General features: G+C 70.1%; 20 protein-coding genes. 11 read left to right on the top strand and 9 right to left on the bottom strand.

The features are described 5' to 3' along the window. Both AAGI91_09595 and AAGI91_09590 read left to right on the top strand, forming a co-directional pair. A partial coding sequence (locus AAGI91_09595; protein ID MEM1042871.1) for a glycosyl hydrolase occupies positions 1-382 on the top strand: 382 nt, incomplete at its 5' end. 33 nt (positions 383-415) lie between these two features. Continuing rightward, entirely contained in the window at positions 416-2,833 is a 2,418-nt protein-coding gene (locus tag AAGI91_09590) for a glycosyl hydrolase (protein ID MEM1042870.1), read from the top strand. A gap of 419 nt (positions 2,834-3,252) precedes the next feature. Here AAGI91_09590 and AAGI91_09585 read toward each other — a convergent pair whose 3' ends face one another. Then, positions 3,253-5,535: a hypothetical protein gene (locus AAGI91_09585; protein MEM1042869.1), complete on the bottom strand. Its 2,283-nt coding sequence runs from the start codon at positions 5,533-5,535 to the stop codon at positions 3,253-3,255. 217 nt (positions 5,536-5,752) lie between these two features. Between AAGI91_09585 and AAGI91_09580 the strand changes: the two genes are divergently transcribed. The 9 genes from AAGI91_09580 to aceK all read left to right on the top strand — a co-directional run bounded on the left by AAGI91_09580 (position 5,753) and on the right by aceK (position 14,158). Beyond that, the gene (locus tag AAGI91_09580) at positions 5,753-6,043 is read left to right on the top strand and encodes a YerC/YecD family TrpR-related protein (GenBank protein ID MEM1042868.1); all 291 of its coding nucleotides are present in this window, start codon (positions 5,753-5,755) and stop codon (positions 6,041-6,043) included. 435 nt (positions 6,044-6,478) lie between these two features. After that, the gene (gene hisG, locus AAGI91_09575; GenBank protein MEM1042867.1) at positions 6,479-7,315 is read left to right on the top strand and encodes an ATP phosphoribosyltransferase; all 837 of its coding nucleotides are present in this window, start codon (positions 6,479-6,481) and stop codon (positions 7,313-7,315) included. Further along, positions 7,312-8,595 (top strand): histidinol dehydrogenase, encoded by a 1,284-nt coding sequence (gene hisD / locus AAGI91_09570; protein ID MEM1042866.1) that lies wholly within the window; start codon positions 7,312-7,314, stop codon positions 8,593-8,595. The genes hisG and hisD overlap by 4 nt, the downstream gene beginning before the upstream one ends. Further along, positions 8,592-9,674, top strand: coding sequence for a histidinol-phosphatase (hisB, locus tag AAGI91_09565; protein ID MEM1042865.1), 1,083 nt, complete (start codon positions 8,592-8,594; stop codon positions 9,672-9,674). Before hisD ends, hisB begins: the two co-directional genes overlap by 4 nt. Continuing rightward, positions 9,671-10,273: an imidazole glycerol phosphate synthase subunit HisH gene (gene hisH / locus AAGI91_09560; protein ID MEM1042864.1), complete on the top strand. Its 603-nt coding sequence runs from the start codon at positions 9,671-9,673 to the stop codon at positions 10,271-10,273. The genes hisB and hisH overlap by 4 nt, the downstream gene beginning before the upstream one ends. A 3-nt stretch (positions 10,274-10,276) precedes the next feature. Then, complete coding sequence (locus tag AAGI91_09555) at positions 10,277-11,017, top strand: HisA/HisF-related TIM barrel protein (protein MEM1042863.1); 741 nt, start codon at positions 10,277-10,279, stop codon at positions 11,015-11,017. Beyond that, complete coding sequence (gene hisF / locus AAGI91_09550) at positions 11,017-11,784, top strand: imidazole glycerol phosphate synthase subunit HisF (protein ID MEM1042862.1); 768 nt, start codon at positions 11,017-11,019, stop codon at positions 11,782-11,784. The genes AAGI91_09555 and hisF overlap by 1 nt, the downstream gene beginning before the upstream one ends. After that, complete coding sequence (hisIE, locus tag AAGI91_09545) at positions 11,778-12,416, top strand: bifunctional phosphoribosyl-AMP cyclohydrolase/phosphoribosyl-ATP diphosphatase HisIE (GenBank protein ID MEM1042861.1); 639 nt, start codon at positions 11,778-11,780, stop codon at positions 12,414-12,416. Before hisF ends, hisIE begins: the two co-directional genes overlap by 7 nt. Next, positions 12,413-14,158, top strand: coding sequence for a bifunctional isocitrate dehydrogenase kinase/phosphatase (gene aceK / locus AAGI91_09540; GenBank protein ID MEM1042860.1), 1,746 nt, complete (start codon positions 12,413-12,415; stop codon positions 14,156-14,158). The genes hisIE and aceK overlap by 4 nt, the downstream gene beginning before the upstream one ends. Here the strand turns inward: aceK and AAGI91_09535 are convergent. From AAGI91_09535 to AAGI91_09500, 8 genes are all read right to left on the bottom strand, one after another. Next, positions 14,155-14,940, bottom strand: a complete 786-nt coding sequence (locus AAGI91_09535; protein MEM1042859.1) for a PIG-L family deacetylase — start codon at positions 14,938-14,940, stop codon at positions 14,155-14,157. The genes aceK and AAGI91_09535 overlap by 4 nt on opposite strands. 14 nt (positions 14,941-14,954) lie before the next feature. Then, entirely contained in the window at positions 14,955-16,175 is a 1,221-nt protein-coding gene (locus AAGI91_09530) for a glycosyltransferase family 4 protein (GenBank protein ID MEM1042858.1), read from the bottom strand. A gap of 69 nt (positions 16,176-16,244) precedes the next feature. Further along, a complete protein-coding gene (locus AAGI91_09525) occupies positions 16,245-17,114 on the bottom strand; it encodes a sugar phosphate isomerase/epimerase family protein (GenBank protein ID MEM1042857.1) in 870 nt (289 codons plus the stop codon). After that, a complete protein-coding gene (locus AAGI91_09520; protein MEM1042856.1) occupies positions 17,114-18,652 on the bottom strand; it encodes a YcaO-like family protein in 1,539 nt (512 codons plus the stop codon). The genes AAGI91_09525 and AAGI91_09520 overlap by 1 nt, the downstream gene beginning before the upstream one ends. Continuing rightward, positions 18,645-19,529, bottom strand: coding sequence for an MBL fold metallo-hydrolase (locus AAGI91_09515; GenBank protein ID MEM1042855.1), 885 nt, complete (start codon positions 19,527-19,529; stop codon positions 18,645-18,647). The genes AAGI91_09520 and AAGI91_09515 overlap by 8 nt, the downstream gene beginning before the upstream one ends. A gap of 2 nt (positions 19,530-19,531) precedes the next feature. After that, positions 19,532-20,566 carry a Gfo/Idh/MocA family oxidoreductase gene (locus AAGI91_09510; protein MEM1042854.1) on the bottom strand — a complete coding sequence of 345 codons (1,035 nt, stop codon included), beginning with the start codon at positions 20,564-20,566 and terminating at the stop codon, positions 19,532-19,534. Continuing rightward, a complete protein-coding gene (locus AAGI91_09505; GenBank protein ID MEM1042853.1) occupies positions 20,563-21,531 on the bottom strand; it encodes a hypothetical protein in 969 nt (322 codons plus the stop codon). The genes AAGI91_09510 and AAGI91_09505 overlap by 4 nt, the downstream gene beginning before the upstream one ends. Continuing rightward, entirely contained in the window at positions 21,528-22,829 is a 1,302-nt protein-coding gene (locus AAGI91_09500; GenBank protein ID MEM1042852.1) for an inositol-3-phosphate synthase, read from the bottom strand. The genes AAGI91_09505 and AAGI91_09500 overlap by 4 nt, the downstream gene beginning before the upstream one ends. Positions 22,830-22,994: the final 165 nt, after the last annotated feature.

The raw sequence follows: 22,994 nt of genomic DNA, 5'->3' as shown, positions 1-22,994 counted from the left end.
CGGCCAGACGTGGGAGAACCGCGGCCTCACCGAGAGCGAGCGCCTCTCGACGATCTGGATCCACCCCGACGACTCGGACGTGGTGCTCGTCGCGGCGCAGGGCCCGCTGTGGAGCCCCGGCGGCGAGCGCGGCCTCTACCGTACGGAGGACGGCGGCGAGACGTGGACGCAGGTGCTGGGCGGCGGCGACTGGACCGGCGCGACCGACCTCGTCGTCGACCCGCGCGATCCCGACGTGATGTACGCCGCCACGTGGGACCGGCACCGGACGGTCGCGGCCTACATGGGCGGCGGCCCGGGGACGGGCCTCCACAAGAGCACCGACGGCGGTCGCACGTGGACCGAACTGACGCAGGGATTGCCGAAGAGCAACATGGGCTAGATCGGCCTCGCCGTCTCGCCCCAGAACCCGGACGTGGTCTACGCCGCCATCGAGACGGACCAGCGCACGGGCGGCGTGTGGATGAGCGCGGACCGCGGCGCGAGTTGGAAGAAGATGTCCGACGCCGTCGCGGGCGGGACCGGCCCGCACTACTACCAGGAGCTCTACGCCTCGCCGCACCACGAGGGCCGCCTCTACCTGATGGACGTGCGCGTGCAGCAGTCGAACGACCACGGCGAGACGTTCTTCGTCCAGAACACCGCCGGCAAGCACGTCGACAACCACGCCCTCGCCTTCCACCCGACCGACCCCGACTACCTGCTCGCAGGCACCGACGGCGGCCTGTACGAGTCGTTCGACGGGGCCGAGAGCTGGCGCTACATCGACAACCTGCCGGTGACGCAGTACTACAAGGTCGCCGTCGACGACGCGGTGCCGTTCTACAACGTCTACGGGGGCACGCAGGACAACGGCTCGCACGGCGGGCCCTCGGCGACGGACACGCGCGAGGGCGCGGGCAACGGCGACTGGTTCCTCACGCTCGGCGGCGACGGGCACCAGTCGGCGACGGAGCCGGGCAACCCGAGCATCACCTACGCGCAGTCGCAGCAGGGCAACCTGCACCGCATCGACCGCGTGACCGGCGAGCCGACGTTCATCCAGCCCCAGCCAGGCGCGGGCGAGGGGCCGGAGCGCTACAACTGGGACGCGCCGATCCTCGTCAGCCCGCACGACCCGGCGACGCTCTACTTCGCCTCGCAGCGCGTCTGGATGTCGACCGACCGAGGCGACAGTTGGACGGCTCTCTCGGGCGACCTGACGCGCGACCAGGAGCGCTTCGAGCTTCCGATCATGGGCCGCACCCAGTCCATCGATAACGCGTGGGACGTCTACGCGATGTCGGTCTACAACACGATCACCTCGGTCGATGTCTCGGCGCAGGACCCGAACCTGATCTACGCCGGGACGGACGACGGGCTGATCCAGATCACCGAGAACGGTGGCGGCTCGTGGCGCGAAGTCGAGGTCGGCTCGATCCGGGGCGTGCCGGAGACGGCATTCGTCAACCACGTCTACGCTGACCTCCACGACGCCAACACCGTCTACGCTGCGCTCGACAACCACAAGGTCGGCGACTTCGCGCCCTACCTCGTCAAGAGCACCGACCGCGGCCGGACGTGGGCGATGGCGACTGACGGCATCCCCGAGCGCACGCTCGTGTGGCGGCTCGTCCAGGACCACGTCCAGCCGAACCTGCTCTTCGCGGCGACGGAGTTCGGCGTCTACTTCTCGCCCGACCGCGGCGGCCAGTGGATCGAACTCGGCGGCGACATGCCGACGATCGGGGTGCGCGACCTCGTGATCCAGCGCCGCGAGCACGACCTCGTCGCAGGGACGTTCGGGCGCGGCTTCCTCGTGCTGGACGACTACAGCCCGCTGCGCGAGGTGACCGACCGCGTGCTGGCGGGCGAGGGCCACCTGTTCGGCCTGCGCGACGCCAAGCGCTTCCGCTACCGCCGGGCGACGAATGGCTCGGTCGGCAACGACGAGTACCGCGCGCCCAACCCCGAGTACGGGGCCGTCTTCACGTACTACCTCCGCGACGGCTACCAGAGCCTCGAAGCCCAGCGCCAGGAGGTCGAGGGCGAGATCGAGGACGGTGACGACATCCCCTTCCCCGGCTGGGACGCCCTCGACGCCGAACGTAGTGAAGAGGCCGACCGCGTCGAGCTACACGTCCGCGACGCCCAGGGCGACGTGGTCGCACGCGTCGAAGGCCGCACGTCGAAGGGCCTGCACCGCGTGGCGTGGGACCTCGAACGCGACGCGCTCGGACCGGTTACGCCGGGCGAGGAGAATCGCGTGAACGGCTTCGAGGTCGAGCCGGGCACCTACTCGGCCACGCTCGTGCGCATCGCCGACGGGGACGCGCGCACGCTCTCCGGGCCGGTCTCGTTCGACGTGGTGCCGCTGCGCGACGGTGCCCTCCGCTCGGCCCCGGTTGCCGACCTAGCCGCGTTCCGCGAGCGCATGGAGCGCCTGATGACCGAGATGACGCTGTTCTCGAACGCCGTGGAGCGCGCCGAGGACCGCACCGAGGCGCTCGAAGCCGCCCACGACCGCGCGCGCCGCCCCGACGACGCCCTCGCCGCGCGCATCGATGCCGTGCAGACGCAGCTTTACGACCTCGACGTGGCGCTCTACGGCTCGCCCACCAAGCGGTCGCTCCGCGAGCGCACCCCGCCGTCGATGCGGTCGCGCATGTTCGTCGGGTACCGCGGCCTGAGCACGCAGTACGGCCCGACGCCGCTGCACCGCGCGTCGGTCGACATCGCCGAGCGCGAGTTGCGGCAGGCGCGCGAAGAGCTCGACGCCATCACAGCCGAGATCGCCCAGATCGCCGACGGGCTACCGGCCACCGGTGCCCCGGTCGTGGACCTGGGCGAGTAGCGCCCGTACCCTGCGTCACGCTCGCAGCGCCCGACCTCCACGTGTGGGTCAGGCGCTGGTGCGATGTGGCGGGCCGCTGGGTTATCTCTTCGACTCTAGCTCCTTTAGAAAGTCCGCGAGCGAGATAGCTCCGCCCTCGGCTTTTGCCTCGTCCGCTGCTCGCGCGTCGGGCGGCATCTTCGAGCGCTTCGAGGTCGTCGAGAGAAGCGAGGGTCGCGATAGGCCGCCTGTTCCGCTCCACGACGATGCGGTCCTCCTTTGCAGTCGCATGGTTGTGGAACGTACCCGCTGCGTTCTTAGCCTCGGTGTCACGCCCCACGTGATGCCTGGTTCGGTGCGCCGCTGTGAAATCGAAAGCTTCCTCTTGGCAACCTACCTTGTCGTGGGGACTATTCAGTCCTTAAAATCAACTACAACCATCATGGGCCACAGTCTAAGGAGTTGAAGTGGTCTCTCAGCGAGGTATCTATAATACGAAATATGCCAGGCCCCTCTCTTTCATTGAACTCTCTACAGCTCTCATACGGAGTGATAAGATCACCTAGAGCCGAGAAACTACACGTACCTTCCCCAATAGTTCGAACCCAGATCTGACTTTCATGCTCTTCTACGGTTCGTGTTACCCTTCCAGGATGGAATATGTGGGAGTTGATAGGACCTAAGGGATCGAGCGTGTAATTTCTTGCCATGTAAGAAGGCGTATTAGAATCGAGACCTGGCGGAATAATATGCATAACCTTATCATCAAACCTGACTTGTGTGACGTACTGCCACCACTCGGGAGGAGCTAGATTAGATATACTGCAGTTGCGCACCCTGAGGTTTGCACCTGTGAGTGGTTGGACTGGAGCCATAAACATTCTCTTCGATAGCATCTCCTTGTACACGTTTTTCTTCGTACAGCAAGGATTAGAGGTTTGACAGATTGGGATGGACCCGGGGTCTCCAGGCGCGAGTTGATACCAATGGTAGTCGCTACCAAAGTCGCGGGCGGGATTGCCCGAAAACAGATACCCATGATCCTCTAAATCAAATCCTTCTATATATGCCCGCACGCTTTCGCAGAGCCTTTCGCTCGGCAGCGATTCGGTACCGAGCCTCTGCGCATTCCGATTTCCGGGGACAGCTACGGTAGCGGGAGGGTCGAACATTACGCGACCTTCGGTTGATGGAGGTACATATACACGTACATTTATATGGGAGTATCTGCTCGGACGGTAGCTGACATAGTACCCGTCGGGGTGGGCGAGCCATGCACCATACGGGACGTCCGGCGCGTCCGGATCCGGCGGGGCATCGCCAGGCTGGACGGCGAGTTGCTCAAAGGCCTCGAAGTCAATTCTATTGGAGGGTAGGTCGAGTGCCGTAGTAGACGCGAGTTGGCGAATGCGAGCCTCTGCGCGAAAGACTTGCTGGAGCGGTTCTGAGAGGGGAGCAAGCTGGCGGTCTACACTCTCGCGGAAGGCGTCGAGGCGCTCGCTGCCGACGAGGCTGAGCGGACCACCGTTCAGCTTGACAAGTTCGCCCGGGGGTAGCAGTCTGCTTGCCGTCTGCTGCATAGTCAGAGGCATATCGTCGTACTCCTTCTGAGCAATGATGGCCCACAAAAGGACCTGCACATCCCGCTGTGAAACCTCACCGTGCCACTGCGCAGCATTGCGCAGGATTGTTTCGATCACGCTCGCCTTCGGACCGGTGAGGGCAGCAGGTAGGTAGCCTCGTCCCCTGCTCTGCCCGTGCGCTCCGGCCTTCAGGCAGTAGCTCCGCGCGTTGTACTCATAAATACCGGAGACCAGGAAGAAGACACCATTTGCGTCTCGGGGCTGTCCTAGGAGCGGGATAGGGTCGCCGGGTATGTCGTTGTCCAACTTGATATCGCCAGAGTATGCCATATCTAGATTGGTCGTGAGCGGCTGTTGGTCAATGTTGGTTACGTAAGTCGAGGCCCACTGAACCACATTGTTTGGTGTGAAGCCACTGATCAGACGCTGCACATCGGGGAGTTCAATCCCGGAGCGGACAGTTTCTGACACATCACCTAGGGAATTAGCCAAGCCTTGGATTTGCCGTTCGGCATCTTCGAGGTTGGTGACGGCGAGGCGTGCTCCCTGAATGATAGCCGGTATCTTAGTGAAGCCTACGTCCCGGAGTTCGGTCGGCGCAGTAATGACATTCGTACCTGATCGAAGGAGGTCGGGTACGGCGGAAACGAGGTCGGGGATTGCTTGGATACCCCACGCTGTCATGTCGCGGAGGAAGAGAGCGTCTCCAGGGGACGAGAACGAGAAGCCGTTCTGGTTGAAGTGGTCGACTGTGTAGCGCAACTGCTGGACAGACGCTGCAACCTCAGCAGACCTCCTGAACAATGTGTCGTAATCTTCAACGCCGATTTGGACGTAGGAAACGCCGTTTGTGAGCGCGTTGTAGCGCGGGGACACTTCGTAGACCTCTAGGTTGTCGCCGAGGTCACGAAGCCGAATGATTTTCGTGTTATCCGGGTTGGATGTCGGGAAGGAAGGGACTTGTACACCTGCGCAACCAAAGAGAGCAATGCTCAACAGAAAGGAGGCAGATAGAGCGATAACGGTCTTCCGCCAAGGGAAGGTGGTGTAGACATTCACAGGGGCCGAGGTTGCGGAGGACGATTGTATCGAGATCAACCACATACCTCCCTCGACTTCTTCTTCCGATAAGCTGGACATGGCACGACGGTTGAAAGACTATATAGCGACCTCAGGAGTGTGAGTGACGACTAACATACGGCGCGCTCGCTTGCGAAACGTACCAATTCGACGGTCGGCGAGCGCAGGCGCTCCACAAGAGGCTACGTGCGCTCCTCACCGGGCATAGCGCCGCGTGGGGTCACGGACGGAAAGACGATGCTATCGTATCATAGCACCGTGCTACCACAATGCGACGATGAGTGACTTCGAGTTCGGTCCCACGAGCGACGACCTATTCCGCGCGATCCTGACGGTGGAGACGGTCGCCGAGTGCGAGGACTTCTTCCGCGACCTCTGCACGCTCAGCGAACTCCACGCGCTGACCGAGCGATGGCAGGTCGTGCGCAAGCTCAAGGAGGGCCTCCCCTACCGCACGATCGCCGAGCAGACCGGCGTCAGCACGGCGACCGTCACGCGCGTCGCGCACTGGCTCCAGCACGGACGCGGCGGCTACGACCGCGCCCTGGAGCGGCTGGGCGAGGGCTGAGGCAGATCGACGGTCCGGCACCACTTTCGATGACTTCCAGCCCCCATCCAGCAGTCACCCCGGACTCCGATCCGGGGCCCACCATCCAGCACGCCTGTGGGTCCCCGCCGGAGCCTGTCCTGAGCGCAGTCGAACGGGCGGGGATGACGTGCATAATGGATCGGAGCTTGAGATCGCACGCGCCAGCGAAAGCTGTCGTGTCCTGCCTGTAAGCCCCTGCTCGACAGGCCTGCCTCTCGGCTTGGGGGTGCCTCGCATCTGGGGTGGGGGCGCGGGGAGGCGTCCGGGGCTGCCGAGGGCGGCGCGCTCGGCGAGCACGCCCTACCTGATAGCCGCAGGGCATCGACCGGCTTCGTGGAGGCTTGACGGACCGGCGGGTTGACGGGAACCTATCGCCTCCGTACGTTTTAACGTGCTAAAACAACATAACACGTTTTGACCCTCCGCCTCGCCGTCCAGAAGTCCGGCCGTCTCGCCGACCAGACCCTCGACTTCCTCCGCGCCTGCGGCCTCTCGTTCCAGACGAGCGCCCACGGCCTCACCGCCACCGGCACGGGCTTCCCGCTCGACCTCCTCTTCCTGCGCAGCAAGGACATCCCCGAGGTCGTCGCCGACGGCGGGGCCGACCTCGGGCTCTGCGGCGAGGACGTGCTCTCGGAGCGCGGGTGCGGGGCGCTGACCGTAATCGAGCGCCTCGGCTTCGGGCGGTGCCGTCTGAGCCTGGCCGCACCGGCTGAGATCGACCTCGGCGGGGCGCGCATCGCGACCTCGTACCCCCGCACGCTCGGGCGCTGGCTGGAAGCACGGGATGTCGAGGCGAAAATCGTCGACCTCAGTGGGTCGGTCGAGATCGCCCCGTCGCTCGGGATTGCGGACGCGGTCTGCGACCTCGTGGCGACCGGCTCGACGCTCGCGCAGAACGGGCTGACGGAGTTCGAGACCGTGCTCCGCTCCGAGGCCGTACTCTTCGGCCGCCCCCTGGACGGGGACGGGCAGGACCTCCTCGACCGGCTTCTCGTCCGCATCCGCTCCCGCCTCGCTGCCGAGCGCACGCGCTACGTCGTGATGAACGCCCCGCGCGAGGCGGTCGAGCGCATCCGCGCCCTCCTCCCCGGCCTCAAGACGCCGACGATCTCGCCGCTGACAAGCGAAGGCTGGGTCAGCATCGCGACGGTCGTCGGCCTCGACGTGTTCTGGGAGACCATGCACGCGCTGAGAGAGGCCGGGGCCGTCGGTATCCTCGTCATGCCCATCGAACAACTGGTCCAATGACCGCGACAAACCGCCTCCAAGTCTACCACCTGACCGACCTCTCGGACGCCGACACTGAGCGGCTGTGCGCCCGGCCGGCCGCGCTCGACGGACGCGTGCTCGATGTTGTGACCGCTATCGAAACGGCCGTGCGCGAGCGCGGCGACGAGGCGCTGCGCGTCTTCAACACGCAGTTCGACACGGCGGTGGACGACCTGCTCGTGCCCGAGGCGAGGCTCGCCGAAGCGTGGGACGCCGCCGCGCCCGAGTTCCGGGCGGCGGTCGAGACGGCCGCGGCGAACCTCCGGGCGTTCCACGCACCCCAGGGCAGCGCAGGCTACGCGGTCGAGACGATGCCGGGCGTGCGGTGCTGGCGCGAGACGCGGCCCATCGAGCGGGTCGGGCTGTACGTGCCGGGCGGGACGGCTCCGCTCGTCAGCACGCTCCTGATGACGGCGATCCCAGCACAAATCGCAGGGTGTGCCCGCATTGTCGTCGCCACGCCGCCGCCGGCCGCCGAGCCGATCCTCGCAGTGGCGGGCTACCTCGGGCTGACGGAGGTCGTGCAGGTCGGCGGCGCGCAGGGCGTGTTTGCGCTCGCGCTCGGGACGGAGAGCGTGCTGCGCGTGGACAAAATCTTCGGGCCGGGCAACGCCTACGTCACCGCCGCCAAGTGGCGGGCGAGCCGGTTCTGCGCCGTCGACATGGTCGCCGGGCCGAGCGAGGTCCTTGTCATCGCAGGCGCGGAGGCAAACCCGGCCTTCGTCGCCGCCGACCTGCTGAGCCAGGCCGAGCACGGCACCGACAGCCAGGTCGTCCTCGTCGCCACCGACGCGGCGCTCGTTGAGGCCGTCGAGCGCGAAGTCGAGGCGCAGCTTGAGACCCTCCCCCGCCGCGAGACGGCCGAAGCCGCCCTCGCCCACAGCTTCGCCGTCGTCACCGGCTCGGTCGAAGCCGCCGTCCGGTTCTCGAACCGGTACGCGCCGGAGCACCTCATCCTCCACCTCGACGACTGGGAGGCGACGGCCCGGGCGATCACGAACGCGGGCTCGGTCTTCTGCGGCCCGCTCACGCCGGAGAGCGTGGGCGACTACGCCTCGGGCACGAACCACACGCTCCCGACGGCCGGCCTCGCCCGGAGCACGAGCGGGCTGAGCGTCGAGGCGTTCCAGCGCACGGTCACGTTCCAGACGCTCGACCGCGCCGGGCTGGGTGCCCTTGCCCCCGCCGTCACAACGCTGGCCCGCGCCGAGGAACTAGAGGCCCACGCCCGCGCCGTCACTGTCCGCCTCGACTCATGAGCCGCCGCATCGCCTTTATCGACCGCGACGGGACCCTCGTCTGGGAGCCGGGGCCGGACCACCCGACGCCCTACCAGGTCGGCGGCCTGGGCGACCTCCGTCTACTCCCGCGCACGATCTCCGGTCTGCGCCGCCTCACGGACGCCGGCTTCGAGCTCGTCATGGTGACGAATCAGGATGGCCTCGGGACGGATGCCAACCCGACCGCGACGTTCGAGGCCGTCAACGCCAAGCTGTTCGAGATTCTGGCGAGCGAGGGGGTCGCCTTCGGGGAGACGCTCGTGTGCTCGCACCACCCGGAGGACGGCTGCGCCTGCCGCAAGCCGCGCACCGGCCTCGTCGAAGGCATCGCCTACAACGCCGAGTCGATCATGGTCGGGGACCGCGAGAGCGACGTGCAGTTCGCCGACGCGCTCGGGCTGCGGGGGTACCGCGTGACCGATTACCCCGACTGGCTCGCCCTCGCCGAGGCCGTCGTGGCCGACGTGCTCGGGCGCTCGGCGTCGGTAGAGCGGGCGACGGCCGAGACGCGCATCCGGCTCTCGCTCCGGCTCGACGGCACCGGGCAGTACGAGGGCGCGGTCCCGAACGGGTTCCTGAACCACATGCTGCACCTCCTCGCCAAGCACAGCCTGACAGACCTCACGGTCGAGGCCGAGGGTGACGACGTGGACGACCACCATCTCGTCGAGGACGTCGGCCTCGTCCTCGGGCAGGCGCTCCGCGACGCGCTCGGCGAGCGGCGCGGCATCCGGCGCTACGGCGACGCCCTCGTGCCGATGGACGAGGTCCTCTGCGCCGCCGCGGTCGACCTCGGCGGGCGCTTCGCGTTCGAGACCGACTACGCGCCCGAGCGCGAGATGGTGGGCGCACTCAGCACCGAGATGGTGCCGCACTTCTTCCAGAGCCTCGCCGTCGAGGCCAAGCTCGCCCTCCACCTCCGGCTGCTGGCACCGGGACGGAACGAGCACCACCGCATCGAAGCCATGACGAAAGCCTTCGCCCGCGCCCTCCGCGCCGCCGCTGAGACCGACCCGCGCGCCGCGTCGTCCATCCCCTCGACGAAAGGCAGCCTGTGACCGCGCTCATCGACTACGGGGCGGGCAACACGCGCTCGGTCGGGAACGCGCTCGACCGGCTCGGCGCGGCGTGGACGCTGACCTCTAGCCCGGCAGAACTGGACCGGGCCGAGCGGGTGATCCTGCCGGGCGTCGGGGCGGCGGCGAGCGCGATGGCGGCACTCCGCGACCGGGGGCTCGTCGACTGGCTGCGGGCGACCGAGCAGCCGCTCCTCGGCGTGTGCCTCGGGCTGCAACTCCTCTACGAGCGCTCCGAGGAGCGCGACGCGTCCGGCAACGACACCGAGTGCCTCGGCCTGCTGCCGGGGACGGTCCGCCGCTTCCCCGACGCGGGCGTGCCCGTCCCGCACATGGGCTGGAATACGCTCCGCCTCACCGCCCCGACGCCGCTCCTCGACGACCTGGTGGACGGCGCGCACCTCTATTTTGTCCACGCCTTCGCCGCGCCCGTCGGCCCCGAGACGCGGGCGACGTGCCACTACGCCGGCGTCGAGTTCAGCGCCGTCGTCGAGCGCGGGCGCGTCGCTGCGACGCAGTTTCACCCGGAGAAGTCGGCCGACGCCGGGGCCGCGATCCTCCGCAACTTCCTCGCCCGCTGACCTATGGCTGCCCGCTTCCAACTCTGGCCTGCCCTCGACCTCCTCGGCGGCCGCGCCGTCCGCCTCCGGCGCGGCGACTACGACGACGTGACGACCTACGACGCCACGCCCGCCTCGGTCCTGGGCGCCGTCGCGCCGTTCGCCGACGGACTGCACCTCGTGGACCTCGACGGCGCGCGCGACGGAAAGCCGACGGCCTCGCCGTTTCTGGATGCGGTGCTGAGCGAGAGCACGATCCCGGTCGAGGTCGGCGGCGGGCTGCGCACCGTCGAGGCGGTCGGCGACGTGCTCGGGCGCGGCGCAGCGCGGGCCATCCTCGGCTCCCGCGTAGCCGCCGACCCGGACTTCGCCCGGCAGTGCATCGAAGCCTTCGGGGCCGGCCGCATCGTCGTCGGCCTCGACGTACGCGACGGGCGGCCTGCCACGCACGGCTGGAAGCGTACCGCCGACGTCGAAGCGGAGATCCTGCTGGAGAGCCTCGCCTACGTCGGCGTCCAGACCGTCATCGTGACGGACATCCAGACCGACGGCATGATGACTGGTCCGAACGCCGCGCTCATCGAACGCCTCGCAGCCGCGTTCCCGGCCTTCTCGGTCATCGCCTCGGGCGGGATTGCCACGGTCGCTCATCTCGAAGCGCTCCGGGACGCCGGAGCCGCCGGGGCCGTTTTTGGGCGGGCCTGGATCGAGGGCGCGCTCGCCCCGGCCGACCTCGCCGCGTTCCGCGCCGGAGGCGTAGCCTGATGCTCGCCCGCCGCCTCATTCCCTGCCTCGACATCCGCGACGGCCGGACCGTCAAAGGGGTCAACTTCGTCGGCCTCCGCGACGCGGGCGACCCGGTCGAACTCGCCGTCCGCTACGCCGCCGAGGGGGCCGACGAAGTGGTTTTCCTCGACATCACGGCGACGGTCGAGAAGCGGCAGACCGTGACCGACCTCGCGCTCCGCGTCGGGCGGGCGCTCGACATCCCGTTCACCGTCGGCGGCGGGATTGCGAGCGTCGAGGACGCGGCGTCGGTGCTCGGAGCCGGGGCCGACAAGGTGGCAGTCAACTCGTCGGCCGTGGCGCGGCCCGCGCTCGTCCGCGAACTGGCCGAGGCGTTCGGGAGCCAGGCCGTCGTGCTGTCGGTCGATGCCAAGCGGACCGGGCACACGGCCTCGGGCTGGACGGTCATGACGCGCGGCGGGCGCACCGACACGGGCCGCGACGCGCTCGCCTGGCTCGCCGAGGCGCAGGACGCGGGCGCGGGCGAAATCCTCCTCACCTCCGTCGACGCCGACGGGACGCAGGCCGGGTTCGACACCGCGCTTCTCGCCGCCGCGCGGCCCCGCGTCCGCGTCCCCCTCATCGCCTCCGGCGGGGCCGGATCGCCGGAGCACTTCGCCGAGGTCTTCGCCGCCGGCCTCGCCGACGCCGCCCTCGCCGCCTCGCTCTTCCACTACGGCACGCTCGCCCTCCCCGACCTCAAAGCCTACCTCGCCGCGCGCGCCATCCCCGTCCGCCCATGCTGACCGCCGCCGACCTCGACCGCCTTGACTTCGCCAAAGGTGACGGCCTCGTCCCCGCGATCGTGCAGGACGCCGCCACGCGGCGCGTGCTGATGCTGGGCTACATGGACCGCACCGCCGCCCAGCAGACGCTCGCGACCGGCCTCGTGACCTTTTGGAGCCGAAGCCGGGAGACGCTCTGGACCAAAGGTGAGACCTCAGGCCACACGCTCCGCCTCCGCAGCCTCCACCTCGACTGCGACAGCGACGCCCTCCTCGCGCTCGCCGAGCCCGCCGGCCCGACCTGCCACACCGGTGCCGTCTCGTGCTTCGACGCCGACCCCGGCCTCGGCCTCCTCGGCGACCTGGAGCGCACGATTGCCGACCGCTTTGCTTCTGGCAGTCCCGGCTCGTACGTTCGGAGCCTCGCCAGCGCCGGCCTCGACCGCTGCGCGCAGAAGGTCGGCGAGGAAGCCGTCGAGGTCGTCATCGCGGCCAAGAACGCGGACGACGACGCGCTCGCCGGCGAGGCCGCCGACCTCGTCTTCCACCTCCTCGTGCTGCTCCGGCAGCGCGGGCTCGGGCTGGGCGACGTGACGGCGGTGCTCGCAAAGCGGCGACGGCCCGACCTCGACCCCGATTCCAGCGATCCGTGACTGACTCTCCGAACCCCGGCCCGTCCGCCGCCGACGTGGCCCGCCTGATCGACGAGGGCTTCGAGGCGTACCACAACCGGTTCCAGGCCCTCACCCGGCGCGCCACCGGCTGCTTCGCGCGCCAGGCCTGGGCCGAGAGCGCGCAGGACGACCGCGAGCGCCTCGCGCTCTACGAGAAGACCGTCCAGCAGACGCTCCGCCGCGTCCGCGGTGTCCTCGGGGCCGAGACCGAGAGCCGCGAGCGCTGGGCCGAGGCGCGGGCCGCCTACGCCGAGCGCCGCCGCGGCGAGCGCAACGCCGAACTGGCCGAGACCTACTACAACTCGATCACCCGCCGCGTCTTCGCAACCGTCGGCGTGGACCCGCTGATCGAGTTCGTGGCCGACGGGCTGACAGTGCCGGAGTCGATGGAGGCCTCGCCGTGCTCCAGCCGCGTCCCGCTCGGGCCGACCACCGCCGGCACGGTCGAGTCGGTGCTCCGGGGCTACGCCCTCGGCGTCCCGTTCGAGGACATCGGGCGCGACGCCCGCCGCGTCGCTGAGCGCATCGAGGCGCGCCTCTCGGAGACCGGAGCCGGCGGCATCGACCGCGTCGAGATGCTGGAGGCCGTGTTCTACCGCAACAAGGCGGCCTACCTCATCGGGCGGATCGTCGCGGCGACGGCCGAGGGCGAGGCGGTCGTCCCGCTCGTCCTGCCGGTGCTCCACGGCGACGGCGAGGGCGTCCGCGTGGACACGGCGCTGCTGACCTCGAACGCCGTCTCGCTCGTCTTCTCGTTCACCCGGTCCTACTTCCACGTCGTCTCCCCGCAGCCGTGGGCGCTCGTCCGCTTTCTCCAGACGATCATGCCGAGGAAGCGGACGGCCGAGCTCTACATCTCGCTCGGCTACACCAAGCACGGCAAGACCGAACTCTACCGCGCCCTCTGCGCCCACCTCGCGGAGACCGACGACTGCTTCGAGACCGCGCGCGGCACGCCGGGGATGGTGATGCGCGTCTTCACGCTCCCCGGCTTCGACGTCGTCTTCAAGATCATCAAGGACCGCTTCGACCCGCCGAAGCAGACCACGCGCGCCGAGGTCATGCGGCAGTACCGGTTCGTGATGCTCCACGACCGCGTCGGCCGCCTAGCCGACGTGCAGGCCTACGAGCACCTCGAGTTCCCCCGCGACCGCTTCGACCCCGACCTCCTCGACGAGCTGCTGGCCGTCGCCGGGCAGACGGTCCACGTCCGGGGCGACGACGTGGTGATCGAGCACCTCTACACCGAGCGCCGCGTGACGCCGCTCAACCTCTACCTCCGCGAGGTCGACGAGGCGGCGCAGCACTCGGCCGTCGTCGACTGCGGGTACGCGATCAAGGACCTCGCGGCGGCCAACATCTTCCCCGGCGACATGCTCGTCAAGAACTTCGGCGTGACGCGGCAGCGGCGGGTGATCTTCTACGACTACGACGAACTCGGGCTGCTCTCTGAGTTCGCCTTCCGCGCCCTCCCCGAAGCCCGCGACGAGGTCGAGCGGATGAGCGCCGAGGCCTGGTTCCACGTCGCGCCGGGCGACGTTTTCCCCGAGGAGATCGGGACCTTCCTCGGGCTACCGGCCCGGCTGCGCCCGCTCTTCCTCCAGCACCACGGGGACCTCCTCGACCCCGCGTTCTGGCACGCGATGCAGGCGTGGCAGCGCGACGACGAGCCTGTCGACATCTTCCCCTACCCCCCGAGCCAGCGCTTCCCGCAGCGCTAGACCAGAAGCGGACCGGCAGCGCGAACGACTTCGGCGGCACGCAGCCCGAACGGGCGCCCGGCCTCGCGGGCGTCGAGCGTGAGCGCAGCGGCAAGCGCCGTCTCGGGGTCGGCCCCCGGCGTCTCGCGGGCGAACTGGAACGGGAGCTGGGTCCGGTAGGCCGCACATGCCTCGACCTTCGCGCCGAGCGTCGCCTCGATGTCGAGAGCCGCAGGCGCACAACCATCGGGCACGCACTCGTCCGCCGGGGCGTCCGGGTGGCGGAGTGCGTAGGGCAGGTCGCGGTACCACGCCACCTGGATTCGGTGTTCGACGGCGAGACCGGCGACAGCGCGGACGACGTGCCGGTGGTCCGCGTGCCCGCCGATCCCCTGCGGCGCGAACACGAGGTCGGGCCGCGCACGGTCGAGCGCGCCGGCGAGGGCGTGGCGGACGGTGTCGGTGTACGGCTCGTCCGAGGTGTGGACGCCAGCGAAGAGCGTCCGGGCATCGGCATAGCCGCGGTGTGGCGCTTCGGGAAGGTCGAGGTGCACCGGCTCGGCTCCGAGTCGGGCGCAGCACGCGATGTCCTCGTCGCGTCGGACCGCCATGTAGTCCACCGAGGCGTCGATCCCCTTGTCGGTCTGGCAGGCAAGCGCGAAGCCGGTCGGGTCGGGGACCGACCGGGTGAAGACGGTGGCGACGACGACGCGCCAGCCGCGCTGGGCGAGGTGCACCGCCGTACCCCCGACGGAGAACGCGGCGTCGTCGAGGTGGGGCGAGACGAAGAGGGCCGTCGGCATCGGAGACGCTGCCGCTAGAGGAGCTGCGGGACCTCGCGGAACCGGCACGGGTCGGGGTCGGAGCCGTCGTAGTGCCAGTCGTCGCTCGGCACCGTCCCGAGGAGCGAGCGGTAGACGCCAGCGATCTGCTCGGCGCGGGCCTGCCAGCTGTAGAGCGTCCGCGCCTCGTCCAGCGCGGTCTCGGCGAGGCGGTGGCGAAGGGCGTGGTCGTCGAGGATGCGCTCGATGGCAGCGGCGAGGTCACCCGGCTGCTTGGGCGGAGTGAGGAGCGCGTCGCGCCCGTCGGCGAGGCAGTCGACGACGCCCACGACCTCGCACGAGACGATCGGCAGCCCGCTCGCCATCGCCTCCAGGATCGTGTTCGAGAAGCCCTCCATCCAGGTCGGCGAGACGAACACGTCGCCTTCGTGGTAGCGGGCGGGGACATCTTCGTACGGCGCGAGGCCCGCGATCTCGACCCGGCCCCCGATCCCGAGCGCGTCGACGCGCTGCTCGACGGCCTCCACGTCCGGCCCGATCCCGGAAACGACGAGCCGGAGCGGGCGGTCCAGGAGCGCAACGGCGTCGAGGAGGTCGAGCGCACCCTTGCGGCGGTCGACGCGGCCGTGGTAGAGCAGCACCGGCGGGTTGGCTACGTCGCCGACAGCGCGGTCGGGGCGCGGCTGGAAGCGCTCGACGTTGACCGCGCCCGGGACGATCGTGAACCGGTCGAGCGGGGTCCCGAGGCGCTCGTGGACCTCCTCGGCGAACGAGCGCGAGCCGATCAGGAGCGCGCCGGCGTGGCCGAGGACGGCCTCCATCGCCTGGCGGTGCGTCCCGCAGCAGCTCCCCACCCAGTGCCCGTCGCCGCCCTGGATCGAGACGACGTTCGGGATCCCGAGCCGGCGGCTCGCTTCGAGGGCGGCGAGGCCCGTCGGGTAGCAGTACTGCGCGTGGACCACGTCGAACGGAGCCTCGGCGTGCTTCGCCTCAATGACGCTCACCATCTCCTCGATGTCCGCCTCGTAGTCGCCCGAGGTCTGCTCGCCGACCGACTCCAGGCCGACGATGTCCACGCCCTCGACCGGCATCGGCGGGCCGTCGCCGTAGACCGTCGCCGCCTCGCCGCCGTAGTACTGCGAGACCATGACCACGTCGTGGCCCTGGCGGACGAGCTGGCGGAGGAGGTTGAGGGCGTAGACGCTCATCCCCGAGATTGTCGGGAAGAAGCGGCGGGAGATGAAGCAGATGCGCATGAAGGTCAGTTCGTGGTTGGCGTGTTTTGCTGAGATGTTCGGCAGAGCGGACGCCTCGGCGAGGCGTCCCTACCCCGCTGTCTCTGGTTGGGCGCGGTCGCCGAGCGCGCCGCTGTGTTCGGCCTCTTTCAGGTAGCGGATGGACTCAGGAATGGCCTCGTGGGCGCGGGGGCTCTCGCGGCTCAGCTCGACGGTGACGAGGCGCTCGAACCCGACCTCGATGAGCGCGGCGAGGACGGCGGGCACGTCCATGTCGCCCGTCCCGAACGGTTTGTGGAGGTGGACGCCGCGGTCCATGTCTTCGACAGCGACCGTCCCGAGTTGGCTGGCCCGAGCGCGGACGGTGTCGGCGGGGTCGGCCTCATTTGTGACGATCAGGTGTCCGGTGTCGAGGGCGAGCCGCAGGCCGGGCGCGGCGCGGCGGAGCTGGTCGTAGCCCGCGAGCGTGTCGACGAGGTGGCCCGGCTCGGGCTCGAACGAGGCGTCGACCCCGCGCTCGGCGGCGCGCTCTGCGACGGCTGCGACCCCTTCTTCGAGCCAGCCCCACGCCCTGTCCTCGTCCATCCCATCGGGAAGCGGGCCGGACCAGAACGAGACCGTCTCGCCGCCGCACGCGGCGCACACGTCGAGCGCCCGGGTCAGAAAGTCGAGGCGGCGCGTGCGGCCCGCCGGGTCGGGGTCGAGCAGCGTCGGGCGGTGCTTGTGGCGGAAGTCGAGGAGGAACCGCGCCCCGGTCTCGACGACGAGGCCGAGGCCGAGCTCGCGGAGCCGCCGGTCGAGGTGCGCCGCCCGGCGGTCGAGGTCGGGCGCGAACGGGTCGAGGTGGTGGTGGTCGAGCGTGAGGGCGACGCCGTTGTAGCCGCACTCGGCGATGAGCGCGAGCGCGTCGTCCAGCCGGTGGTTGGCCGCGCCGTTCGTGTTGTAGGCGTAGCGGAGCATCACGCAGCCTCCGCCCCAGCGCCTTCGGCGCGAAGGCCGACGACGTGCTCGGCCGGCTCGCGGTACATCGCGTAGATCGGCCCGGCGGCCTCTTCCATCAGGTCGAGGTGGACCCATGCGGAGCCGCCGAGCGCAGCCTCGCCTTCGGGCGCAAGCGGAACTGGTTGCGCCTCGGCCGGCGGCCGCCCGATCCCGACGAGGTCGGGATGGACGACCGCGTCGCCGGCCTCGATTCGTCCGAGCAGGCGGCGCACGTTGCGCGGCCCGATCCGGCCGTAGGTCACCGTCTCGACCTCCAGCCCCGGCACGATCGTCTTGACGACCGACACGTCGGCGTCCGGCGGCGAGAGTGCGACGGAATAGGCTTCGAGTCCAGCGTCGGCGCAGCGGCGGGCGACGTCGGCGGCGAGGGCCTCGGGCGTCTCCAGGCTGCGGTCGGTCGGGAGGTCGGCGAAGGCGAGGCGCTCGGCCTCGCGGAACCAGCGGTTCTCGAGCCGGCGAAGCTGCTCACGCCCGTCCAGCCCGGCCCACTCGGCGACGGCGTCGGTGGCGCGGCCTTCTTCGCCCTCGACGCCCATCTCGCGTACGCGGCGGAGGTAGGCGTCGGGAACGCGGCCTTCGAGGTCGGCCACCGGGCCGTGGGCGAAGCGCTTGCGGACGCGGCTCGCGCCGTACTCGAGGACGGCTTTTTGGAGCGCCCGCTCGCGGTCGGGGTGGGCACCCTCGCCGCAGCCCGTCAGCACGAGCGGGTGCGGCATCGCGCCCAGGTCGCGCTCGCGCCCGACGACGTAGATCACGGGGATCCCGAGCGGCGTTCCGGCGAGCTTCGCCATGAGTGTGATCCCGGCGTCCTCGATCTGCTCGATCCACCGCCGCGTCTCCGGGTCGGGCACGCCGCCGAGGTCGAGCACGAGGCCGCGGTCGAAGGCGCGGTAGCCGGTCGAGGAGGCGTCGCGCTGGACGAGTTCGAGGAGACCGTGCGCGAGGGCGCGCGCCGGCGTGTCGCCCGCGCCGAGGCCGTTCGTGATCGGGGTGTAGAGCGGGGTGTAGTCCGGCGGGAGGTTATAGGTGTGCGCCGCCGCCTCATCGAGAAGCATCCAGGCTGATTCCTCGTCGGCACTCGTGCCTGGGACGAACCGCGTCGCCTCGACCCAGAGCCGCTCGGTGTCCTCGGTGTAGTCCGTCCCGACCGGGAGGCGGAGCCGGAGCGGGTCGACGGCGCGCGCGCCGGCCTCCGCGAGGTCGCGGTAGCTCCCGCGCTGCGTCGCCATCTCCCGGAGCCGGTGGACGAAGACGCCCTCGGCCAACTCGCCCCACGCGCCGATGCGGGCGCGGTCGTCGGTGGTACCGTAGCCGATCCCGCTCGTGAACTCGCCGTCGAGCCAGGTCGCGACGGTCCAGACGGGGATGCCGGTTACGTCGAGCGGCGTGAGGGCGAACTCGTAGACCTCGTCGAGGTTGAGGGCGGCGCGGTAGCGGGCGACGGTGGGCGGGTCGGGCGGCACCCTAAAGTCAGGCGCGGGCGGGAAGTCAGACATGGGCGGGGTCGAAGTGGTCGTCGGGGACGAAGGTGTGGGTGTCGGCGGCGAACCAGTCGGCCGACGGGCGGCGGGCGGCTTGCGCGTCGAGCATGGCGAGCGCGAGCGGCAGCCCGCCCTCGGGGACGACCTCCCACGGCGTAACGACCATCTCGACATCGAGACCAGCGAAGAGGTCGCGGTAGCGCCGCATGTCGTCGTGCGTGAGGGGGATGTGGGCGTCGTAGGCCTTGTGAGTCGAGACGGCGAGCGGGCGACCGACGGGCGCGGCGTCGAGCTTGTACTTCAGCGCGTCGCCGCAGAAGAGCATCCGGCGGTCGGCGAGGTAGAGCACGGAGTGACCGGGCGTGTGGCCGCCGGTGTGGAGGAGCGCGGCTCCGTCGCCGAGGTCGGCGCGGTCGTCGAAGGGCCAGGCGACGGGGAGCGCCTGCGCCGTCGGAAGCTGCTCGGTGTGGCAGACGACTTCGGGCCGGAACCGCTCGGCGAGGCGCCAGAGCGCGCCCTGGACGTGGGCGTGCGAGTACGCCAGCCACCGCACCCCGCCGAGCGATTCGACCTGGTCGAGCGCCGCGTCCGAGTACCACCCGCAGCCCTCGAAGACGATGTTGCCCTCCTCGCGGACGACGAGAAACCCGCACGAGCCGATCCCGATGCCGGGGGTCGCGGTGAACATCCAGAGGTCGGGCAGCACCTCGCACCACGTCACCTCGACGCGGCGGTCGACCTCGTCGGCGGTCCAGAAACTCCACCCGTCGGCCGGCAGCGGGTGGCGGTAGTCGGTGCAGACGGGACAGTCGGGCGGCACGTCGAAGTAGCGCTGCCAGAAGCCGCAGTTCGTGCAGCAGAACGCGGGGAGGTCCAGGGTCGAGCCGGGCATAGCTAGGCGGTGACAGGTTCGGGGTCGACGCGGACGGGGCGGCTCTGGACGGCGGCGTCGAGGAGGCGCATCGTGTGGAGGTCGCGCTCGGGGCCGTACGGGAACGGCTCGCCCGACCGCACGGCATGTACGAACGCAGCAGCCTGTGCCTCGAACGGCGAGCGCTCGGCGTCGAACGGGACGGCCTCCTCCCGGCCGTCGGCGTGCGTGAGCGTGAGCGTCCCGCCGGGCGTCTGCCCCATGGTGTTGACGGCAAGCGCCCGCGCCTCCGTCCCGATCACTTCGAGCCGGCGGCGTGGGAACGCGTCGGGGCAGTTGTAGGCGACCGTGTGGCTGAGGAGCGCGCCCGACGCCGTCCGCCCGACGAGCACCGCGCCGTCGTCGACCGGGTAGTCGAACACCCGCTCCTGCGTGAGCGCGGCGACCTCGACAATCGGCTCGCCGAGGAGAAGCTGGGTGAGGTCGAGCCCGTGCGGGGCGAGGTCGATGAGGGCGCCGCCGCCGGCCCGCTCGGGGTCGACGCGCCAGTTGTCGCGGTAGAGCGCGTCGGGGGCCCAGTCGGCCGGGGTCCAGCAGGCGTAGTGGATGCGGACGCAGGTGACCGTCCCGAGCGCGCCGTGCGCGACGAGCCGGCGGAGCGCGACGTGCGCCGGGTGGAACCGCTGGTCGAACGCAGTCGCGTACGGCACCCCGGCCCGGTGAACCGCCTCGATCATGGTTTCGGCTTCGACCGCTGTCCGCGCCATCGGCTTCTCGCAGAGGACGGGCAATCCCGCCTCGGCAACGGCGGCGACGTGCGCAGCGTGGAGGTGATTCGGCGTGGCCACGTAGACGGCGTCGAGGCCGGGGTGACGGAGGAAGGCGTCGAGGTCGGCGTAGTGCGCGGCACCGGGCGCGGTCGCGGCGAGGGCCTCGGCGTCGGGGTCGCAGAGCGCGGCGACGGTGCCGGTGGCGGCGAGGGCTGGGGCGACGTAGTCCCGCACCACCCAGCCGCAGCCGACGATGCCCCACGCGAATGGTTGGTCAGCACTGCTCATCGCAGTCCCTCCGGCGGCCACAGCCCGGCCGCGTGCAGCACCTCGCGCTGGAAGTCCTGCTCGAACCCGGCATGGACGATGTTGCGCTGCCCCGCCTCGGTATCTGTCCCCAGCGCGTCGGCGAGCCGGAACCGCGCCGAGCGGGCGTGCCTCTCCATTTCGAGCACGCGGTCGAGCACGTCGGCGGCGTGGAAGGTGCGCGCGGCGGGCGTGTCGAACTGCGCCTCGCGCGTGGCAGCAAGCGCCGCCTTCGTCTCCTCACGCAGGTCACCGGGCAGCGCCACGAGGGCACGCTCGAACGCGGCCGCTGTCATCCGGTCCGCCGCGTCGCCCAGGAGCTGGTCCCCCGCAAAGCCGGCGTCGGGCAGGGTGACGTTGAAGAGGTGGTGGGCGAGGCCGGTCAAGAACGAACGCGCCGGGTCGGCCCCGAAGGTCGGGGCGAGGAGGACGGAGAGAAGCGCGACGCTCGCGCAGTGGTCGGCGTGGCTCTCGGCCGGGTCGAGCACGAGGCGCGGGACGCCGGGGTGCGTCGCCCCGGCGCGCGGCTGTCGGACGAGCACCTCGACGAAGCCTGGCTCGTCGCCGAGCGGGACAACGCGGGCCGGGTCCTGCGCGAGCGCCTCGCGCAGCCGGTCGCGCAGGGCACCGTCGAGCGGTCCAGCTACGTCGTCGAAGGCTTGGACGAGCGCGGCTGCGGCCTCGGCGTCGGTCAGCCCGTGGTCGCGCATCACGGCGCGGTCGATCCCGGCAAGGCGGACGGCGGCGAGCGCCTGCGCCGTCTCGCCGAGCGCAACCGCACCCAACGCATCGCCGCGCACGAGCCGCGTCCACGACCGGGCGAACAGCCACTCGGCCAGCGACCGCGGCGAGCGCGCGTCGCGCATCCGCTTGAGGTCCACGACCTCGCGGGCGAGGCCGGCGAGCGCGCCGACCCCCGCGAGATTTTCGGTTGCTGCGGCGGTCACGACGCCGAGGGCTCGACTGTCGGCACGGCGGCGAGGGCGGCCCCATCGCCTTCGGACGGCGCGCGGCGCGCGGCGCGGGCTTCGAGCCAGCCGAGGAGCGCCGCCTGCTGCTCGTGGAGCGCGTGCTCGGGCTCGCGCCCGTCGGCCGTCATCGGGCCCTTGAAGAACGTCCCCATCCACTCCATCACGCCGCCCTCGCCGTCGCGCTGAGCCGCGTCGAGGAGGCGGGCGATCTCGATCACGAGCGGGGCTGCGAGGATCGAGTCCTTGCAGAGGAAGTTGATCTTGAGTTGCATCTGCTCGCCGAGGAAGCCGACGAGGTCGACGTTGTCCCACGCCTCTTTGGCGTCGCCGCGCGGGCGGTAGTAGTTGATCTTGACGACGTGGTCCTCGACCTCGTAGCCGAGGATCTGGTCGAGGACGGAGCCTTTGGTCCCGATCTTCGAGGCGAGCGAGTCGGCCTCGCGGAGCGCCTCGCCGTCGCGGTTGCCGAGGATGTTAGTCGAGAACCAGCCCTCGACGCCGAGCGCGCGGGCGCGGAGGCCGGGGGCGACGAGCGTCTTGACGAACGTCTGCCCGGTCTTGCCGTCCTTGCCGGCGAGCGGGACGCCGTGGCGCTCCGCGAGTTCGATGAGCGCGGGCACATCAGCGCCGGTCGAGGGCGTGAAGTTGCCGTAGGGGACGCCTTCGAGGATCGCGGCGTAGGCGTAGAGCATCGCCGGCGGGATCCGGTCGTCGCCCGCCTCGACGGCCGCCTCGAACGCGTCGGCCGACTGGAAGAGGGCCGCGTCGCGCTCGGGCGTGGCCTCGGTCGAGGCGAGATTGATCATCACGACGCCGTCGAGGCCTTCGTCGTCGCGGAAGCGGCGGAGGTCGGCGCGGACGGCGTCGACGGCCACGGACGGGCTGTCGCAGTTTGCGACGTGGGCACCGGTGACGCCGCGGCAGAAGCGCTCGTCGCCGACAGCCGGCCACGGCGTGACAGCCGCGAGGGCGTCTTCGGCGGCACCGTACTGCTGAAGCGAGAGCACGTCGTGCCCACGCGCCGCAGCCGCTAGGTCGTCGCCGCTCACGTCCCACCCACCGATGACGAGGTCACCGTAGGGTGCGAGGTCGCAGATGAGGTCGGTGTCGAGCGAGGCGAGCGGGAGGCCGTGAGGTTCGGTGCGTCCCTGCCGGAGCAGTTCGACGCCGGCTGCGGCGGTCGTGCTGACGGCTCCGCCGACACCGACGATAGCGAGGCCGAGGCGGCGGGAGGGAGACGATGAGGGATCGGGGGGAAAAGGGCGTACGTCCAGAGAAGGAGGGCATTGCGGGAGGCGGGGAGAGAGAGTTGGAGATGCGCGAGGCCAGCTACAGGGCCTTTCCGCCCGTGTTCCCTTTCGGCGCATCACATAGGTTAGACCTACGCAATAACATCGGGTATCCATCCTCTAACCCGACGGCGTCCTACTCTCCGGTGC

This window comes from Bacteroidota bacterium (assembly GCA_038746285.1).
Classification (GTDB): Bacteria; Bacteroidota; Rhodothermia; order Rhodothermales; family JANQRZ01; genus JANQRZ01.
The sequence above is the reverse complement of the archived record's forward strand: the minus strand, read 5'-3'. Positions and strand labels throughout refer to the sequence as shown.

Excerpts from the sequence above, each read along its gene's own strand:
- AAGI91_09515 (MEM1042855.1), bottom strand. The coding sequence starts at position 19,529 with ATGCCCGGCTCGACCCTGGACCTCCCCGCGTTCTGCTGCACGAACTGC.
- AAGI91_09585 (MEM1042869.1), bottom strand. The coding sequence starts at position 5,535 with ATGTCCAGCTTATCGGAAGAAGAAGTCGAGGGAGGTATGTGGTTGATC.
- hisB (MEM1042865.1), top strand. The coding sequence starts at position 8,592 with ATGAGCCGCCGCATCGCCTTTATCGACCGCGACGGGACCCTCGTCTGG.
- AAGI91_09555 (MEM1042863.1), top strand. The coding sequence starts at position 10,277 with ATGGCTGCCCGCTTCCAACTCTGGCCTGCCCTCGACCTCCTCGGCGGC.
- hisIE (MEM1042861.1), top strand. The coding sequence starts at position 11,778 with ATGCTGACCGCCGCCGACCTCGACCGCCTTGACTTCGCCAAAGGTGAC.
- hisD (MEM1042866.1), top strand. The coding sequence starts at position 7,312 with ATGACCGCGACAAACCGCCTCCAAGTCTACCACCTGACCGACCTCTCG.
- AAGI91_09520 (MEM1042856.1), bottom strand. The coding sequence starts at position 18,652 with ATGTCTGACTTCCCGCCCGCGCCTGACTTTAGGGTGCCGCCCGACCCG.
- AAGI91_09510 (MEM1042854.1), bottom strand. The coding sequence starts at position 20,566 with ATGAGCAGTGCTGACCAACCATTCGCGTGGGGCATCGTCGGCTGCGGC.
- hisF (MEM1042862.1), top strand. The coding sequence starts at position 11,017 with ATGCTCGCCCGCCGCCTCATTCCCTGCCTCGACATCCGCGACGGCCGG.
- AAGI91_09535 (MEM1042859.1), bottom strand. The coding sequence starts at position 14,940 with ATGCCGACGGCCCTCTTCGTCTCGCCCCACCTCGACGACGCCGCGTTC.
- AAGI91_09525 (MEM1042857.1), bottom strand. The coding sequence starts at position 17,114 with ATGCTCCGCTACGCCTACAACACGAACGGCGCGGCCAACCACCGGCTG.
- AAGI91_09580 (MEM1042868.1), top strand. The coding sequence starts at position 5,753 with ATGAGTGACTTCGAGTTCGGTCCCACGAGCGACGACCTATTCCGCGCG.
- AAGI91_09530 (MEM1042858.1), bottom strand. The coding sequence starts at position 16,175 with ATGCGCATCTGCTTCATCTCCCGCCGCTTCTTCCCGACAATCTCGGGG.